The organism is Mogibacterium diversum, from assembly GCF_002998925.1.
Classification (GTDB): Bacteria; Bacillota; Clostridia; order Peptostreptococcales; family Anaerovoracaceae; genus Mogibacterium; species Mogibacterium diversum.
The window spans coordinates 174642-191314 of sequence record NZ_CP027228.1 but is presented as its reverse complement, the minus strand read 5'-3'; the positions used below and the strand labels follow the sequence as shown (position 1 = coordinate 191314).

The 16673-nt window shown below is 42.1% G+C and carries 14 protein-coding genes; 4 read left to right on the top strand and 10 right to left on the bottom strand.

The features are described 5' to 3' along the window. The first annotated feature begins 22 nt into the window (after positions 1-22). The 3 genes from C5Q96_RS00870 (at position 23) to C5Q96_RS00860 (ending at position 3473) form a co-directional block, all read left to right on the top strand. Positions 23-1333 carry a DUF1015 domain-containing protein gene (locus tag C5Q96_RS00870; RefSeq protein ID WP_106056314.1) on the top strand — a complete coding sequence of 437 codons (1311 nt, stop codon included), beginning with the start codon at positions 23-25 and terminating at the stop codon, positions 1331-1333. A gap of 196 nt (positions 1334-1529) precedes the next feature. Then, entirely contained in the window at positions 1530-2459 is a 930-nt protein-coding gene (locus C5Q96_RS00865) for a DUF975 family protein (RefSeq protein ID WP_106056313.1), read from the top strand. Between the two features lie 210 nt (positions 2460-2669). After that, positions 2670-3473, top strand: a complete 804-nt coding sequence (locus tag C5Q96_RS00860; RefSeq protein ID WP_106056311.1) for a DUF975 family protein — start codon at positions 2670-2672, stop codon at positions 3471-3473. A 50-nt stretch (positions 3474-3523) separates the two neighbouring features. Here C5Q96_RS00860 and C5Q96_RS00855 read toward each other — a convergent pair whose 3' ends face one another. From C5Q96_RS00855 to C5Q96_RS00835, 5 genes are all read right to left on the bottom strand, one after another. Beyond that, positions 3524-4825, bottom strand: coding sequence for a galactokinase (locus C5Q96_RS00855; protein ID WP_106056309.1), 1302 nt, complete (start codon positions 4823-4825; stop codon positions 3524-3526). A gap of 10 nt (positions 4826-4835) precedes the next feature. Beyond that, a complete protein-coding gene (locus tag C5Q96_RS00850) occupies positions 4836-6701 on the bottom strand; it encodes a Na/Pi cotransporter family protein (protein WP_106056307.1) in 1866 nt (621 codons plus the stop codon). A gap of 64 nt (positions 6702-6765) precedes the next feature. Then, positions 6766-7431, bottom strand: a complete 666-nt coding sequence (locus C5Q96_RS00845; protein WP_106056305.1) for a manganese efflux pump MntP — start codon at positions 7429-7431, stop codon at positions 6766-6768. Between the two features lie 63 nt (positions 7432-7494). Beyond that, entirely contained in the window at positions 7495-8364 is an 870-nt protein-coding gene (locus C5Q96_RS00840) for a phosphoribosylaminoimidazolesuccinocarboxamide synthase (protein WP_106056303.1), read from the bottom strand. A gap of 74 nt (positions 8365-8438) precedes the next feature. Beyond that, positions 8439-9203 (bottom strand): alpha/beta hydrolase, encoded by a 765-nt coding sequence (locus C5Q96_RS00835; protein WP_158696642.1) that lies wholly within the window; start codon positions 9201-9203, stop codon positions 8439-8441. Positions 9204-9299: 96 nt separating this feature from the next. On the opposite strand from C5Q96_RS00835, the gene C5Q96_RS00830 reads away from it, so the two are divergent. Then, positions 9300-9782 carry a metallophosphoesterase family protein gene (locus C5Q96_RS00830; protein ID WP_158696641.1) on the top strand — a complete coding sequence of 161 codons (483 nt, stop codon included), beginning with the start codon at positions 9300-9302 and terminating at the stop codon, positions 9780-9782. A gap of 173 nt (positions 9783-9955) precedes the next feature. Here the strand turns inward: C5Q96_RS00830 and C5Q96_RS00825 are convergent, their stop codons facing one another. The 5 genes from C5Q96_RS00825 to rpsB form a co-directional block, all read right to left on the bottom strand. Continuing rightward, entirely contained in the window at positions 9956-12292 is a 2337-nt protein-coding gene (locus tag C5Q96_RS00825) for an ABC transporter permease (protein ID WP_158696640.1), read from the bottom strand. 8 nt (positions 12293-12300) lie between these two features. Beyond that, on the bottom strand, positions 12301-12999 hold the full coding sequence (locus tag C5Q96_RS00820; protein WP_106056294.1) for an ABC transporter ATP-binding protein: 699 nt from the start codon (positions 12997-12999) through the stop codon (positions 12301-12303). 181 nt (positions 13000-13180) lie between these two features. Next, positions 13181-14629, bottom strand: a complete 1449-nt coding sequence (locus C5Q96_RS00815) for an aminoacyl-histidine dipeptidase (RefSeq protein ID WP_158696639.1) — start codon at positions 14627-14629, stop codon at positions 13181-13183. 243 nt (positions 14630-14872) lie between these two features. Beyond that, positions 14873-15784 (bottom strand): translation elongation factor Ts, encoded by a 912-nt coding sequence (tsf, locus tag C5Q96_RS00810; protein WP_106056290.1) that lies wholly within the window; start codon positions 15782-15784, stop codon positions 14873-14875. A 97-nt stretch (positions 15785-15881) separates the two neighbouring features. After that, positions 15882-16622 (bottom strand): 30S ribosomal protein S2, encoded by a 741-nt coding sequence (gene rpsB / locus C5Q96_RS00805; RefSeq protein WP_106056288.1) that lies wholly within the window; start codon positions 16620-16622, stop codon positions 15882-15884. Positions 16623-16673: the final 51 nt, after the last annotated feature.

Genomic DNA, 16673 nt, shown 5'->3' with positions numbered 1-16673 from the left:
GACCATAGGAGGTATTAAAGCAATGGCAAAGTACAATTGGGATAAATTTGGTTTTCACATCCCTGAAATAATGGTACCTAAGGTTGGCACTGATTACAGCAAGTGGGCTGTAGTTGCATGTGACCAGTATACTTCAGAACCGGAGTACTGGGAAAAGGTAGAAGAAATCGTTGGTGATACACCATCTACACTCCGACTTATGCTACCAGAGATTTTCCTAGATAAGGAAGGCGAAGCTGAAAGAATCAAGGCTATCCGTGAGACGATGGATAAGTACATGGCTGACGGAACACTTGAGACTCTCGCTCCAGGATGCATGCTTGTTAAGAGAACTGCTGAAGGACGCACTCGACTTGGGCTTGTAATCGCTACGGATCTTGAAGCATATGATTTCAACAAGGGATCTAAATCCCTCACAAGAGCAACTGAGGGAACTGTAGTAGAGAGAATCCCGCCAAGACTAAGAATAAGAGAAGGTGCTCCTATCGAGCTACCACATATTTTGATTCTTATCGATGATCCAGAGAAGAGTGTAATTGAGCCATTGGTAAATGCTCCTATGAAGCAGATTTACGATACAGACCTAATGCTCGAAGGAGGGCACATCACCGGATGCTTCATCGAAGAGAAGGATCTTGAGGGTGCTAAAGATGCTCTATCTGAATTATTCGATAAGGCAGTAGAGAAGTACGGAGAAGGCAATGTCATCTTCCAGGCGATGGGAGACGGAAATCACTCACTTGCTACAGCTAAGACCAACTGGGAAAACATCAAGAAGACTCTCTCACCAGAGGAAGCTGCTACCCACCCAGCTAGATACGCTCTCTGTGAGATCGAAAACATTCATGACGAGGGCATCGTATTTGAGCCAATTCATCGTGTAATCTTCGCTAAGAACGGGCAGTCTGGTGAAGAACTAGTTAAGGAAGCTGTTGAGCTACTAAACGAACAGAACGAGAAGGCTTACATAGCACCAGAGGGAACCGCTGCTCCAGAAGGAGGCTTCGCTATTCCTTGCCTAGCTGGTGAGCAAAGAGGAACTATCGTAGTTGAAGGTCCTTCCGCTCAGCTAGAGGTAGGAGTGCTACAGAACGCACTAGATGTAATGGTTAAGGAGAGAAAATCCGTAGACATAGACTACATCCACGGAACAAAGGCTCTAGAGTCTCTATCCGCTGAGGCTGGCAATGCAGGTTTCGCACTTCCAGCCATGGATAAGTTCATGCTCTTCCCAGCAGTTGCAGCAGATGGTGCTCTTCCAAGAAAGACTTTCTCGATGGGAGAAGCTAACGAGAAGCGCTACTATATCGAAAGCAGATATATCGGCAAATAAGCTGTTGAACAAAATATAATATATATTCATTACACAACTCTTGCGAGCTACGGTTCTGTATCGGACGTCGAGCACTACCGTAGCTCGCATTTTAATATTTTCTTAAAGTTTTGGCGATAATTTGACATTATCATTATTACATTTTATCCTATACTAAACCATTTACTTAAAGATTTTGAGACATAAGGAGATTACTATGTATATTAACAGAGGAGAATTAAAGCATCGGGGCAGCTTTAGGTTCCGCGCTAATTACTGGCATGCGGTACTAGTAGCATTCGTGTATATACTACTTAACGGTGGTGCATTTGCTGCCTCACGCCGCTATAACACCACAACTACAACGACCGACAGTAGCTTTTCTTATAATGCTTGCTACTCGCTAGCTGACGACCCAACTTTGCAGTGGTTTACTGGTCTCGCAATTGGTGTGATATTGATAGCTTTTGCAGTTGGATTTGCTTTTGCAATATTTGTAATTAATCCAATCAATGTTGGAGTTGATACATTCTTCCTTCGCAACTCATCCGGCGAGGCTGAGGGATTCCATCTAGGCGATGGATTCAAGTACAATTATCTAAATGTTGTAAAGACCATGTTCTTTATGAACCTATGGATACTGCTGTGGACGCTTTTGTTTATCGTTCCAGGAATAATTAAGTCTTATTCCTATAGACTCGTTCCATATATACTAGCGGAGAACCCTGATATCGATACCAATGAAGCGCTAAGGCGTTCTGAGCAGCTTATGAGCGGCAACAAGTGGGAAACATTTATATACGATCTTTCCTTTATAGGTTGGTACATTCTTAGCATATTCACTTGCGGAATACTTTCAGTTTTCTGGGTTTCGCCATACAAGCTCTCGTGCGATGCAGAGCTGTATAGACTACTAGCAGGAAAGAGTGGCGAGGACTACAGCTTTGGCGTTGAAGGAACTGGCACGGGCCCTTCAGGCTACGAAGAGTCATCATACTATGCACCTGGATTTGGCAGAAATGATTCGGCAGCCACAGGAGAGCAGGCTTCAAGCAGCACCCCATCAACTTCTTCACATTCTAGTGAAACAAAGTCCGATGGTGTCGTATCTGAAGAAGATACTATAGAATATAAACCTGGCGAATAACGCTTAGGTGTAGTGCAGAGCTTTTAAACAAGCACATTACAAGACCTCCTTCATATATAAGGAGGTCTTTTTTTCTGTACTAAGTTGCTATTAGTATTTCTAGTTTAGTGGATATTTTGTGTTATCAATATTTATGAGAACAAATTTGACATTACCAGCATTAAACTATATCCTATAATGAATCATCAATTAAAGAAGGAAACTTAACTTATGGAACAAATTATGTACATAGATGCATTAGCGCTCAAATACAAAATAAAATTTAGACATAATCCAAGTTATTGGAATAAGGTAATGATTGGAATAATCTACAGGATGTTCGTTGCTGGAGGTTTACTTTCATTAGCCCATCGCTTTGAGATGGTTACTACTGATTTTGGCGGAAATAATCTTATTGACTACTCCTTCGCACAAGACCCATTCTACACGCGTCTTACTTCACTTCCAATTATTGCAATGATATTAGTACTGCTTCTATTGATAGCGGTAAAAATATTCTTCATTAATCCGCTCAATGTCAGCGTTAGATCCTTTTTTCTGAATAATGCAGCAGGTGACCATTATGGACTTCACCTTATAGATGGATTTAAGAGCAGCTACGTCAATATTGTTAAGACTATGTTCGCAAGGAACATTCGGATTCTTAGTTGGTCAATTTTATTCATCATCCCAGGAATCGTTAAGGCATACAAATACAGAATGGTACCTTATATTCTAGCCGAAAACCCAGATATTGACACTAATGCAGCTCTAAAACTTTCAGAAGATATGATGCATGGTAATAAAGAAAAAATGTTTAACTATGACTTATCATTTATAGGTTGGTATATTGGAAGCCTCGTTACATTCGGTCTAGTCGGAATTTATTATTATACGCCGTACAAACTATCTTGCGATACTGAAGTATATAGAATAATTTCTGGAAAACTCGGCAGCAACATTAAATTTGGCAGGAAGCCAGTTATCTATCCTGTTATGAATCAAAGCTACTATAGCAGAAAAGCTCCAAGGTAGATGCAATCTAATTGGAGCTCTTTTATTTGTCTGTATATTTGTGTCTATCGCTAAATTAACCTAAACTGCCTGGTCTTGCTGAACTCATATATCTCAGATATCTCAGTTCCAGCATCATCACCGAATATCTTCTGCATAGACTTGATATACGATTCTACTCTTCCCATCGCTGCAATGGCAGCAGATATGCCCTGCCTTCCATCGCCTATGATAGCAGTAGCACCGCTATCGTAGAGAAGCTCATCACTCACGGATATTGCAATCGCAAGCTCTTCGAATGTCGGCGCACCTGCAACCCCATAAGATTGAAGGTATTTAAATCTTGAGCCACTTGCAGATTTAAAAGTGTTTATAAACCTCTCTATGTCATCAGTAATTATATAACTACTAGCCTCTAGCGTCCTGATGATCTCGCCCATATAGCAGAACGCTCTGAGAAGTGCCCTATCGCCGAGCTCATCTCTTATTTCCTCCGCATGCTCTAGTAGCACATCGTTATTTACATCTCTAAGCACTCTCGCCCCGATAATCCCTGCAACCTGTCTGAGCTCATGGACGATATCTCCAAGTGCTGCGATATCAGTCCGCTCACTTAGAATTGCCTTTGGATAAAGCTTAGTGAGCACTAATCTGTAATCTCTAGGCAGCACCTCACCGATGACTTTACTAGAAATAGGAACACCTGGTTTTTTGAAATCCGCAAAGCTAAATCCACCCATGCATGAAGCGAGCTGCCTCGAAGTACCGCTAGGTACATCATAATGTGAGTTCGATGCACATTGCCCTATCTCGGCTAATTCATACTTGTTAAGTTCACCATGATTAAATAGCTCAAATATAGCTCTCGTCATCAAGACTTCAAAGGTTGGCACATATATCTCATCGAGATCAAAAGGCGCATGTCCTAGAACATAAGCATTAAATCCGCCTATCTCATAACCCCTCAGTTTCAGCTCCGCGAGCATGCCTCTGACTAGCCCCTTCAGGGTATGTACTTCATTCTCATTTCTTCTGAGCCCCCAAGGATCTAACTCGAGTATTCCTTTCGCTTCAGAATACACATGGACCATCTTATCCTCAGATTCACATATAACAACTACAAGCTCGTTATTTATGGCCGCACTAAGCACCGCACCGTTCTGAGCTTCCGTGAAGTCTCCGAGCAGCGGAATCGTAAACGGAGCACAATATACGGAAACCTCCATCTGACCGAAATCCCTCTCAAATCCACTGATGGCATCACAGAGTCTCCCTCTCTGCCTCGTAATATCATCAGAACTTGCCGCATCTTTGAGAAGCGAATCGTACACTCCGTCCTTTAATTCAAAAATCAGTTTGTTAGTTGTTTTCATATACGCTTTATTAATTTACAACATCGACCTGAAGCTGTCTCTCTACATCCGAATCATCATGCTCTGTAGAGTCTGCTGGCATCGAGTCGAGCACGCCCATATACTTAGCCTTAAATTTTGCAAATAGCTGATTATATAGATCATCGTCAGAGTGGTGAATATCACGTAAGTACTGGTGCTCATTTCCATAGATATTATCATCTTCGATACCAAGTATATTAACACCAAGGTCAGAGCACTGATCGGAGATACGTTCTAGATTCTGTAAGATATTCTGGAAGCTTATACCCTTAACTACATCGCACAGGTTGTGCTTCATTCTCCACATGTGTCTACGTCTAACTTCATCCACAAGCTCGTCGATAACTTCCTCAAGAGGCTCAATCCTCTGAGCCTTTTCGTAGCTACTCTCCTTATACGCATCAGCCGTCAGTTCGAGTATATCGTTTACAGCCGTCAGCAGTACCCTTAGTTCAGCCATAGCAGCCCTTGAGAATTCAACATCATCTTCCCTCATATTCTTAATAGCATCCATGATGTTAATCGCCAAATCGCCGATTCTCTCAATACTTACTAAGCCCTTCATCAGAAAGCTCTGGAATCTATCATCATAATCCAATGTGATATGCGGTGAAATCTCGACCACATACTTGTCAGCGACGTCTGTCATCTTGTCGATCATATCTTCTCGCTGATTCATACGTTCGTTACGCTTTGGATCATACTCGTACATCTGCTGTATACAAGCGGTATAATTGTGTAGCGCAACCTCGAACATATTGCTCGTCATCGAGTGTGTCTCTCCGAGGGCGATACGAGGATTATTGATGAGCCTGAGGTCAAGCTGCTTGATACTTTCCTTGATCATCGTATCCTCTGGATCCTCTGGCTGGTCTGGTACGAGCCTCTCTGCAACCTTTGCAAAAATCCCAGCACAAGGAAGCAGTAATAGTGCTGGTATTAGCTTAAATAGTCCGTGAACATTAGCAACACCACCTGCGCGGAGCGTCATATACCAAATATTATCATCTATAACACCTGTGCCTCTAAGCACACCTACAGCTATAAATAGAAGTATAGATGCCGTAAAGTTATATAGTACATGGACAAGTGCCGTCCTTATCTGCTCCGGTTTTGCACCTATACGGCAAACCAGATATGTAGTCAAACAGTCACCGATATCTATACCGATGATTACTGCGAATACGCCGCAGAATTTAATTCCAATAGTACTTGCGATTGACTGCAGTATTCCGACTACAGCCGAAGAGCTCTGGATGATTCCTGTAACTAATACACCCGAGAAAAAACCAAGTGCTGGGTTTCCTTCGAAAGAAACGAGCAATTTACTGAGCGTATCACCCATATGAGAAACCGCTGCACTCATGTTCATAAGGCCTACGAAAAGTGTTCCGAATCCCATAAGAATGGTTCCCACTGTATGCGCGGCTCTCGAGCTTACAAACATAATTAGAACTATACCTATAACAAGTGCCATAGGCGCTAAGTTGTCTGATTTAAAGAAAGACAGGAAACTTGTAGACCCTGCTTTAACGTCCATCAACCTGATAATCTGTGCCGTGATTGTAGTTCCTACGTTTGCACCTAGCACGATTCCAATCGACTGCCTGAATGTCAGGAAACCTGCTCCAACAAGACCTACAGTGAGTACGATGGCTGCCGTTGAGCTCTGAATCATACACGTTACTATAAGCCCGAGTAAAAAACCTTTAAAAGGCTTATCCGTAACCCTTGCAAGGGCCGCCTTCATCGCGCCTCCTGACGTAGATTTAAGTCCATCACCCATGATGCGCATTCCGTATAGGAACATTGCTAGTCCGCCGAGCAGACTCACGATTTTAAAGAAAATCTCCAATCTGATATCTCCTTACATTAAATATTTCGTCTTAAGAATGTAATACCCATGCAGTGTAATTCTATTACAGTAGTACATCTTTTGCAAACACTTCTATGCCAATAATTACAAGAATTACGCCCCCAACAATTGCAGCATGAGCAGAAAACAATTCGCCGACCTTCGCACCTATACGCATGCCAATAAAGCACATAATCCACGTAACTGCTGCAATGACACTCGAACAGACGATGGCGGCTTCTGCATCATAGCTAGAAATAGTAAATCCCGTCGATAAAGCATCAATAGATGTGGCAACTCCCTGCATAAACAGAGTCATGCCTGTAAGTTCAGCTGGCTGCGTTTCACTCGCTTTTGAAACTGCAGCCTTGCTACAGACCTCTGCATTACTATTCTTCACAATGCCTCCATCACTACAGACATCTGCTCTTGATTTTCCACATCTAACGCCTTCGAGGATCATGCGACCACCAAGAAAGGCTAACAACACCAAAGCAATCCATGGGACGAGTTTATTGAAAGCACCAAGAGCCTTTGCCGCTTCGTGCACCATAACCCACCCTATCATTGGCATTGCAAATTGAAAGAATGCATATACCGCTGTAACTTTCATTACATATCTACACTTAGCATCTGGTCTACTTATGCCATTAGCGATTGATATCGCAAATGCATCCATCGCAAGACCAACACCCAGAAGTATGCTAGCAATAAAAAAAATCAAGTTCATATTCATCCTACATAATATGAGAGCCGCAATTACGGCTCCCATAGAAAATCATATTGCATCAGCCTAGAAGTCCTTACCTGTCAAAAGCTTATATGCTTCCTTATACTTCTCGATTGTCTTATCGATTACATCGTCAGGAAGCTTATAATCGCTATCAGGATTTGCCTTCAGCCAATCTCTTACAAACTGCTTATCATAAGAAGGCTGTGACTTACCTACTTCATATCCCTCTACCGGCCAAAATCTTGAGCTGTCAGGTGTCAGAACCTCATCAGCAAGTACAACATTGCCCTCTTCGTCAAGTCCAAATTCAAACTTAGTATCTGCGATTATAATACCTCTCTCGAGCGCATAATCTGCACACTTCTTATATACAGCGAGTGTTAACTCCTTCGCCTTCTGAGCTAACTCTTCACCTCTTCCTGGGTATGCTTTCTCCAAAACTTCAACGCTCTTTTCGTATGAGATATTCTCATCGTGATCGCCTATCTCAGCCTTTGTACTAGGTGTATAAATAGCTTCAGGAAGCTTCTCAGACTCTCTAAGCCCTTCCGGTAGTTTGATTCCGCAAACCTCACCAGTCTTCTGGTAGCTGGCCCATCCACTGCCTGTTATGTACCCTCTAACGATGCACTCTAAAGGCAGCATATCTAGCTTGCGGCACATAGTGCATCGACGAACGAACTTCTCGCTTCTGAAGAACTCCGGCATGTCATCATTATCAACCGAAATCAAGTGATTTGGAACAATATCCTCAGTCAGATCAAACCAGAACTTCGAAATCTGTGTGAGAATCGCACCCTTGTCAACTATATCATTCTTAAGAATGTGATCAAATGCTGAAATTCTATCTGTAGCAACCATGATTAGGTTGTCACCATTATCGTAAATCTCTCTTACCTTACCAGCCTTAAAAGGTTTAAACTCTTGCATTTTGCTTCCTCCTAGCATTTTAAACAGCTTGAAAATCTGTACCTATAGATTGTATCACCATTTGACGCGTCTCGCTACTCCCAAAGGAATCTTATCGTCTCGGCAACGGCAATTTTTCTTTCCTCAAGCGACGGAAATAAGTGTTTACCGCCTTTGATTTCTACGAGCTTAGCATTTGGAAATATCTTTGCAGCCTTACGTGCGTAATCGATATCCACAAGCTCATCATCCGTTCCATGTACTATGAGCACTGGATTCTTGTACCGCATCATTTCGCGCCACTCGCTGAGCACAATAGCATCAGCAACATATCTTTTACCAACTCTAAACTTATCGTTCATAACTTTAAAGCTATCGGGAATTTCCTCCCCGCTAAACTCCGCCCCTAGCATAGAGCCTTTACGAGCATCGTCAGGTATGGACAATGCAGGATAATAAAGTACGAGCTTCTTAACTTCATTCTTTCGCTTCTCGGCAGCAAGTGAAGCGACGAGCCCACCCTGCGAGCAGCCCATGAGAAATACAGCATTTTTATTCACAAATGGACGGTCTTGCACATAGTCAAGCACCACGAGGAGGTCAATCACCTCAGTCGTTACGCTCATTTCCGTCGACTTTCTGCCTCTACTAGTCCCGCTTTCAGATCCACAGAAATCAAATATAAATACGGCGTACCCTTGCTTGCACAGCATCTGAGCATACCTACTTGTAAACCTCATATTTGTTCCGAACTCATGGCAAATTATGATGGTAGGCTGCTTCTCCTCGCGCCCATCCATATACCACCTTCCGTGTATTGCGAGTGACCCCTCTCTAATCGTAACTCCACGTGTAATCACGATATTCCTCCAATAAGCTTTATTACCATATATTTTAATTCCTGATGACATTCAAAACAAGTATATGAGATGCATCTAGTGTGTTACAATATTTCTATGAATATTTTAGTTTTAAGTGATACACATGGCGAGTTAGACCGCGCACTCGAGATGTACGAGCGCATATCGACTTCGATTTGCAAAATAGACCGCATCATCCACTGCGGTGATTTCATTAAGGATGCCCATGAGATTGAAACTCAAACTGGCATCCCTGTTAGCTCTGTTCCGGGCAACTGCGATGGCTGTAACAAAGAGAATTTCGAGATTATCGATAGTCCTGCTGGTAAAATCATGATCACTCATGGTCATATGGAAAATGTAAAATTTTCGCTCATGAACCTAAAGTATCTCGCCATGCAGCATAAATGTGTAGCTGTCTGCTTCGGTCACACGCACGTCCCTGTAAACGAAGTTTCTTCTGGTATAAGGTTTATCAATCCCGGCAGCCTCACTAACCCTAGAGGCGGAAGTAAGAGTTCTTGTGCTCTGATAATTTCTGAGGATAAAAAGCTCGCAGCAACTATTATAGAGTATTGATATTATGGACCTCGTTCGAAAATAAAGTGATTTTATGCAAATTTAACTTTTAATAATGCTATCTAAAATTTTATAACATAGCAGAAAAGCCGATACGCCAACTGAAATTTCAATTGATGTACGGCTTTTCCTATGCACTAATGAGGCTAGTTATTTGTATAAGTTATATAGCGTTATTCCGCTTGCTTTAGAGCAATCGCCATTGGAATTTTCTTAATCTGACGCATTAACACATTTGATATCAAGAGATACCCAATTATACCAATAGCGAGAAATTCAATATAAACCTTTGGTTCTATGTAATATTCGAGGCATCCGCTATACCCAAGCATCATGTAATAAAACAGTTCTCTAATGATTCGCTCTCCTAAGAACGCTGAAATCACCAGCGAGGATATCGCAACAATCCCTGTTGCGTAATTGTACAATTTTCCTATTTCACCGTCCGAGTAACCAAGTATCTTGACGAGCGATATCGAATTGACGCTCTTCTCGATTGTTGATCTGGCAAGTAAATAAAGGAATAGCAAGTATAACGTGCAGGCAAACGCACCGAACATCTTGAATATTTCACCCATAGATGACTCTAGCTGGTTGGCTGCAAGTGTTAAGTCTTGCTTCGTAATAATCGATGCAATGTAATCATTATTTATCTCATCCAGCTTCTTATCTGAGAAGTATCCCGTGTAACTTCCTGCATCCTTTCCAAATACTTTATTATATGCGCCTATAGGCATAAAGAGTGTCAGGGACGAAGGGTATTTATATGTCCTCTTCAGTACGAATGTGTATTTTCCATCTCCAAACTTATCATGGAGCTTAATCTTCGCGCCGTCTTTTAGTCTATATTTCTCCATATATCCGCTAGATGCAAGTACTTCTATCTCCTTCTTTCCGCTATCGTACTTTGCTTCGGAACTTGTTGAATCAGCAGCATCAACTTTATTAGTATCTATGTTTACTAGCTTTCCCTTAAAATATCTTGAGTTATCTTCGATTCCATATATCGACACATCTTCATCTCTATTGTTTTTAAGCGTAGAGTATGCGTATTTCTCCGCCTTATCGTACTTAACATCGAATGGAGCTTTAAGAACGTACTGATACTTAGCAATCTGACTTTTCTGCACATCCGTCTTAAAGTGAGTCAGCATCGGACCGAACATAGTTCCATATATCATCAATATGCTCGCCATCAATATTCCTATCGCGAGTGTGATATATGCACCTATGTTATGAAGAATAATCCGAGCTCTAAACCTTGAGATAAACTTCCAGTTCGGTAATTGCACCGGATTTCTGGTACCCACCTTACTCTTAACTTCACCTCGAAGTAGCTGCAGCGGCTCTGTTCTAAGAGCTAGTGTCAGTACAACGATGTTTACGATAAATACTATCACTATTGGAACGAGAGTTGTCTTGATGAACGCTTCACTATTCCAATAAGTCGTATACATTGGAAGTGAGTAACTATGATAATATGCTTTTGCGATAATTCCCTTTAGATATGAATATCCGAGGATATTTCCAGTGACTGCAGCCACCAGGGATACTATCATCGGTAGCATCAAGTAGTACGACAGAAGCTCTCTCCTCTTGTAGCCGGTAGCACGTAGTGTTCCGATTGTTTTCGACTCCTTCTCAATTCCATTTCTAGCGCTGATTGCGAATATAAATGCTATGACCGCCATAATTATATACAGCATCATCTGCATGCTTGCCATATCGTTTCCGAAGTCATTTCCAGTAAACATAATCGCATTGTTATCCGGTCTAGCGACTATATCGGTCAGCATTACATGCTCACCTAGAAGTTCGTCCTTTACATCTACAGCTTTGTCCTTTTGCGCTTTTTCAGACAGATTTTGATTTTTATTTCTCCACGCATAGGAATAGAATATTCCATTATCTCCCAGTTCATCCCAAGCTTTGCCTGTTACAACTGCGACGGAAAAGTTCTGCGCATCAAACATCATATCCGCATTGTTCCTGAACATCGCACTGTAGTCGGAAAATGCACTGAGGCCAGAAACCTTGAATTTTCGCCCGTTAACGTATATCGCATCACCGATTTTAATATCGTTATTCTCCGCATATAGTCGGTCTATAGCAATTTCACTATCGTGCTTAGGTAGGTGTCCCGATAAAACGGAAATCTTATTTAAAGCTTTCCTGTTCTTATAAATTCGGAATGTATCTCCCTTGTGCCTTCCTGCCGTCACTTCCTGTTCTTTGTAGAACTGTTCTTGTACAGTGATTTTTTGATTCTGCTCAAGATTATCAATTATCTTGTTGAAGTCTGAACCTGGCTTCATAGCTATATTAAAATGCCCGTTTTCTACAGCATATTTGTCGAAGCTCTTGTTGTATGTGCGTATCATGCTACCATCGGCAACAAGATATCCGCTCGTGAAACCGATAGAGAACACAAGAAAAAGAAACAGCACTAAATACTTTGCCTTTTCGGCCCAAAGTTCTCTAAAGACTCTCTTGTAAATTGGGTTCTTCATAGCCGCACCTACCATTCTATCAGTTCTGCAGCTAGCCTGTTATTGTTCTTCTCATCGCTTCTGATCCGACCGTCATGAAGATTAATGACTTGATGGGCCATCTGGCTGATTGCGACATTATGTGTAACTATAACTATAGTGCTACCATACTTGTTGTTAATATCTTCAATGAGCTTTAGTATCTCCTTAGAGGTATTGTAATCAAGTGCACCTGTAGGTTCATCGCATAGTAATAAATCTGGATTTTTTACAATAGCTCTGCCTATGGAGGTGCGCTGCTGCTGACCTCCAGAGAGCTGGTTCGGTCTTTTATTCTTATGGGCCTCAAGTCCAAGCAGTTCAATCAATTCATCTATAGGAAGCGGTTTGTCGCTGAGATACGCTCCTACTTCAATATTTTCTCTCACAGTTAAATTAGGAACAAGGTTATATGACTGGAATATATAGCCGAGATGTTTGCGCCTGTATTGAGATAGCTGTTTATCATTAAAGTTTTCGATTTTATCTTCCCCGATTGTAACAGACCCGCTGTCAGCCTTATCGATGCCGCCGAGTATGTTTAGTAGTGTCGACTTTCCAGACCCTGACGGACCTAAAAGCACACATATTTCTCCCTTATTAACGCCACAATTTATCCCTTTTAGAACATCAACACGGCTGTCCCCTGTGCCATAGCTTTTCTTAATGTTGTCAATCTTAAGATACATGTTCTATCCTCTGCCTTCCTTATTAATCAGTGAGCATTATTAGATAAGCGTGAGTTAGGTTTATCTAACTCAACTAGTTTAAAAAACAGGAATAATCATGCAACTATTCCTGTCTTTATTAATATATCACTATTTATTTAACGATTCAATACGGCTTTTTAATTCACTATCTCACAGCCCGTTACTTGCAGTGAGACAGGATTAGCTTTAGGTAATCCCAAGTTCTCTCTGTCGAAGGGATGGAAAGTTCCTCATTCACCGAGTGTACGCCTGTCATGTCTGGCCCGATAGAAACAGCATCGACCTTTCCTACCTTTTCAGCCCAGATTCCGCACTCAATTCCAGCATGCATTGCGCTTACCACTGGCTCTTCACCATACTGCTCCTTATAGGCGTTGATGCACACATCAAGAAGATCTGACTTGTTATTGAATTCCCATGCTCCGTATGAGCTACCATGTTCAACCTCTGCTCCAAGAGCTTCTGCAATGATACCAATCTTTCTTGCGAGCAGCCTGTTACGTGAGTTCACGCTTGAACGAGACATCGACTTAGTAATTAGTCTGCCGTCCTCAAGCTTTACAACCCCGATTGAGTGTGATGTCTCAACAAGGCCCTTGAGCTCTACACTGTAGTGCTCCACTCCTGTAGGACAAGCGACTAGGAACTTAAAGAAATTATCCTGGCATACAGTATCTACAGCCTCTTCCGATGCTTCACCGACAGCTTCAATAGATACTGTGATTCCTGGGTCCGAAGTGCGGTATTCAGCCTTAATTTCCTCAGTAGATGCTGCAATGCTTTCTTCAAATGCTTTAACATCTGAGGTAGCAACGATTACTTCACCGTCTACCTTTCCGAGGATTACGTTAGTAGCTCTTCCGCCATTTATAGACACAATATTAAGCTCAGCCTTTTCTCTAGCATCGAGGAATAATCTAGCGACAATCTGCCCAGCATTTGCACGTTCCTGATGAATATCTAGTCCAGAGTGACCAGCAAGGAGTCCATCAACTACATATTTGTACTTAACGCCATTAACGAGCTTTTTATCCGCAGGGAAACTTGTAAAGATATCCACTGCTCCTGCACATCCAACAGTGATTATACCTTCTTCCTCAGAGTCAATGTTAATTACCTTGCGGGATCTAATCTTCGATCCATCCAGCGCGTACGCACCTAGCATACCTATTTCTTCATCAACAGTAGCGATAAATTCTAGTGGTGGATGAGGGATGTCTGTCGAGTCGAGAAGAGCAAGCCCCATTGCGATAGCAGCACCGTCATCTGCTCCAAGAGTAGTCTTGTTAGCGGTTAGGAAATCCCCATCTATAACAAGCTCTAGTGGATCGTTCTGGAAATCATGAGTGCTATCCTCTGTCTTCTCCGCAACGATATCCATGTGCCCCTGAATCATAACCATGTCAGAGTTCTCATATCCAGGAGTTCCGTCCTTCCAGATAATCACATTGCCAGATTCGTCCTGGTAATATTCTAGTTCGTGCTCCTTAGCAAAATTAACGAGGTATGCGCTAATCTTCTCATTGTGTGATGATGAACGTGGAACATCACTGATTTCCTTGAAATATCTAAACACTTCCTGTGGTGCTAGCTTGCTTACGTCGCTCATTGAAAACCTCCATAATGTCATAATCATAGTTTTATGTACTATATACAAAACAATTATAAATATTTGTGCGTGTAAGTTCAATATAATTCAGCTACAATTGTTTTTTTATAGATCGTTGCTCTCAATTCATAAATTATTCATATAAAAAACAGCGCAGCCAGTGGCCACGCTGTGTCATTACCCGACATATCACGAATATCGAGATTTTAATTCTATTTGTATAGTGCTTACTACGAGTATAGGTTAGCCCTGAACCGCTGCAGCAACTTCAGCAGCAAAGTCATCTTCCTTCTTCTCGATTCCTTCGCCAACTTCGAATCTTACCATGGATACAACCTTCATATCCTTGCCGATTTCCTTAGCGCACTTCTCAACATACTGTCCTACGCTTAGGTCACTGTCCTTAACGAAAGGTTGGTCAACAAGGCAAACTTCCTTGAGCTCCTTCTTGATTTTGCCAGCAACAATCTTCTCAACCATCTCAGGCTTCTTACCTTCGTTTAGAACCTGCTCAGTGAGAATCTTCTTCTCGTTCTCGATGTACTCAGGATCAACACCATCTTCATCTACAAACTTAGGGTTCATAGAAGCAACCTGCATAGCAACGTCTCTGCCGCAAGCTTCTACCTCTGCAGGTGTAGCATCAGTTTTGATTCCGATAACAACACCGATTCTGCCGCCACCGTGGATGTAGCCGGTGTAAACAACGCCATCTTCCTCAACTCTAGTGTATCTTCTGATGTTAAGGTTCTCTCCGATCTTAGCAACCTTTGCTGTCAGAACTTCCTTAACAGTAGATCCCTGGAATGGCTCTTCTAAGAAAACATCCATATCTAGGTCACCCTTTACAAGTGCTTCAGCAGCAATTGCTTCAACAAATTCAACGAACTCTTCGTTCTTTGATACGAAGTCAGTCTCAGAGTTAACCTCAGCGATTGCAGCAACCTTGTTGCCTTCGCCAAAAGCAATTCTTACGAGTCCTTCAGCAGCAATTCTGCCGGACTTCTTCTGTGCCTTCATGATTCCCTTCTCACGAAGCCAGTCTACTGCCTTATCGATGTCTCCATCTGTCTCAACTAGTGCTTTCTTGCAATCCATCATTCCGGAACCTGTAAGTTCACGAAGCTCCTTGACTAGTGCAGCTGTTACAGCCATTGTGTCCTCCTTACTAAATAACCGCCCGAGCCGGGTTAGTTCTCGGTCCGGACGGCATTCACTTGTTATATTATGCGTTTATAAAAATCTCTTTAATTTATGCTTCTGCTTCAGTCTCAGCTTCCTCAGCTGGAACCTCGCTAGCATCGAAGCTCTCGCCCTGCTTTGCCTCGATTACAGCATCTGCCATTGCAGAAGTGATTAGCTTAACAGCTCTGATAGCATCATCATTAGCAGGGATGATGTAATCAACATCATCTGGATCACAGTTTGTATCTACGATACCTACAACTGGGATTCCAAGTGTTCTTGCTTCCTTAACAGCAATCTTTTCCTTCTTAGGATCTACTACGAACATTGCACCAGGCATGCCCTTCATGTCCTTGATTCCGCCGAGGAACTTCTCTAGCTTATCAGCTTCCTGTCTAATCTTGAGAGCTTCCTTCTTAGCATACTTGTCGATAGTGCCATCGGCTTCCATCTCACGAATCTCAGCTAGTCTAGCAATTCTCTTGCTGATAGTCTTGTAGTTTGTGAGCATACCACCGAGCCATCTCTCGTTAACGAAGTACATTCCTGAACGTAGTGCCTCGTCCTTAATAGCAGCCTGAGCCTGCTTCTTAGTTCCTACGAATAGGATTGGCTCTCCATCTGCTGCTACTTTTCTGATGAAATCATAAGCATCGTCGATTCTCTGAATAGTCTGCTGAAGATCGATAATGTAGATTCCATTTCTCTCTGTGAAGATATATGGAGCCATCTTAGGGTTCCATCTTCTAGTCTGGTGTCCGAAATGAACACCTGCTTCTAAAAGCTGTTTCATTGATACTACTGACATAATTAACCTCCGGTTGTTACTTCCACCGTGAACACTAGCCTTCAACCTTCA

What these genes read in the sequence shown, in the direction of transcription:
- C5Q96_RS00855 (WP_106056309.1), bottom strand. Translation starts at nt 4,825, where the DNA reads ATGAAAACAACTAACAAACTGATTTTTGAATTAAAGGACGGAGTGTAC.
- C5Q96_RS00815 (WP_158696639.1), bottom strand. Translation starts at nt 14,629, where the DNA reads ATGAGCGACGTAAGCAAGCTAGCACCACAGGAAGTGTTTAGATATTTC.
- tsf (WP_106056290.1), bottom strand. Translation starts at nt 15,784, where the DNA reads ATGGCTGTAACAGCTGCACTAGTCAAGGAGCTTCGTGAACTTACAGGT.
- rpsB (WP_106056288.1), bottom strand. Translation starts at nt 16,622, where the DNA reads ATGTCAGTAGTATCAATGAAACAGCTTTTAGAAGCAGGTGTTCATTTC.
- C5Q96_RS00825 (WP_158696640.1), bottom strand. Translation starts at nt 12,292, where the DNA reads ATGAAGAACCCAATTTACAAGAGAGTCTTTAGAGAACTTTGGGCCGAA.
- C5Q96_RS00845 (WP_106056305.1), bottom strand. Translation starts at nt 7,431, where the DNA reads ATGAACTTGATTTTTTTTATTGCTAGCATACTTCTGGGTGTTGGTCTT.
- C5Q96_RS00830 (WP_158696641.1), top strand. Translation starts at nt 9,300, where the DNA reads ATGAATATTTTAGTTTTAAGTGATACACATGGCGAGTTAGACCGCGCA.
- C5Q96_RS00820 (WP_106056294.1), bottom strand. Translation starts at nt 12,999, where the DNA reads ATGTATCTTAAGATTGACAACATTAAGAAAAGCTATGGCACAGGGGAC.
- C5Q96_RS00870 (WP_106056314.1), top strand. Translation starts at nt 23, where the DNA reads ATGGCAAAGTACAATTGGGATAAATTTGGTTTTCACATCCCTGAAATA.
- C5Q96_RS00840 (WP_106056303.1), bottom strand. Translation starts at nt 8,364, where the DNA reads ATGCAAGAGTTTAAACCTTTTAAGGCTGGTAAGGTAAGAGAGATTTAC.
- C5Q96_RS00865 (WP_106056313.1), top strand. Translation starts at nt 1,530, where the DNA reads ATGTATATTAACAGAGGAGAATTAAAGCATCGGGGCAGCTTTAGGTTC.
- C5Q96_RS00860 (WP_106056311.1), top strand. Translation starts at nt 2,670, where the DNA reads ATGGAACAAATTATGTACATAGATGCATTAGCGCTCAAATACAAAATA.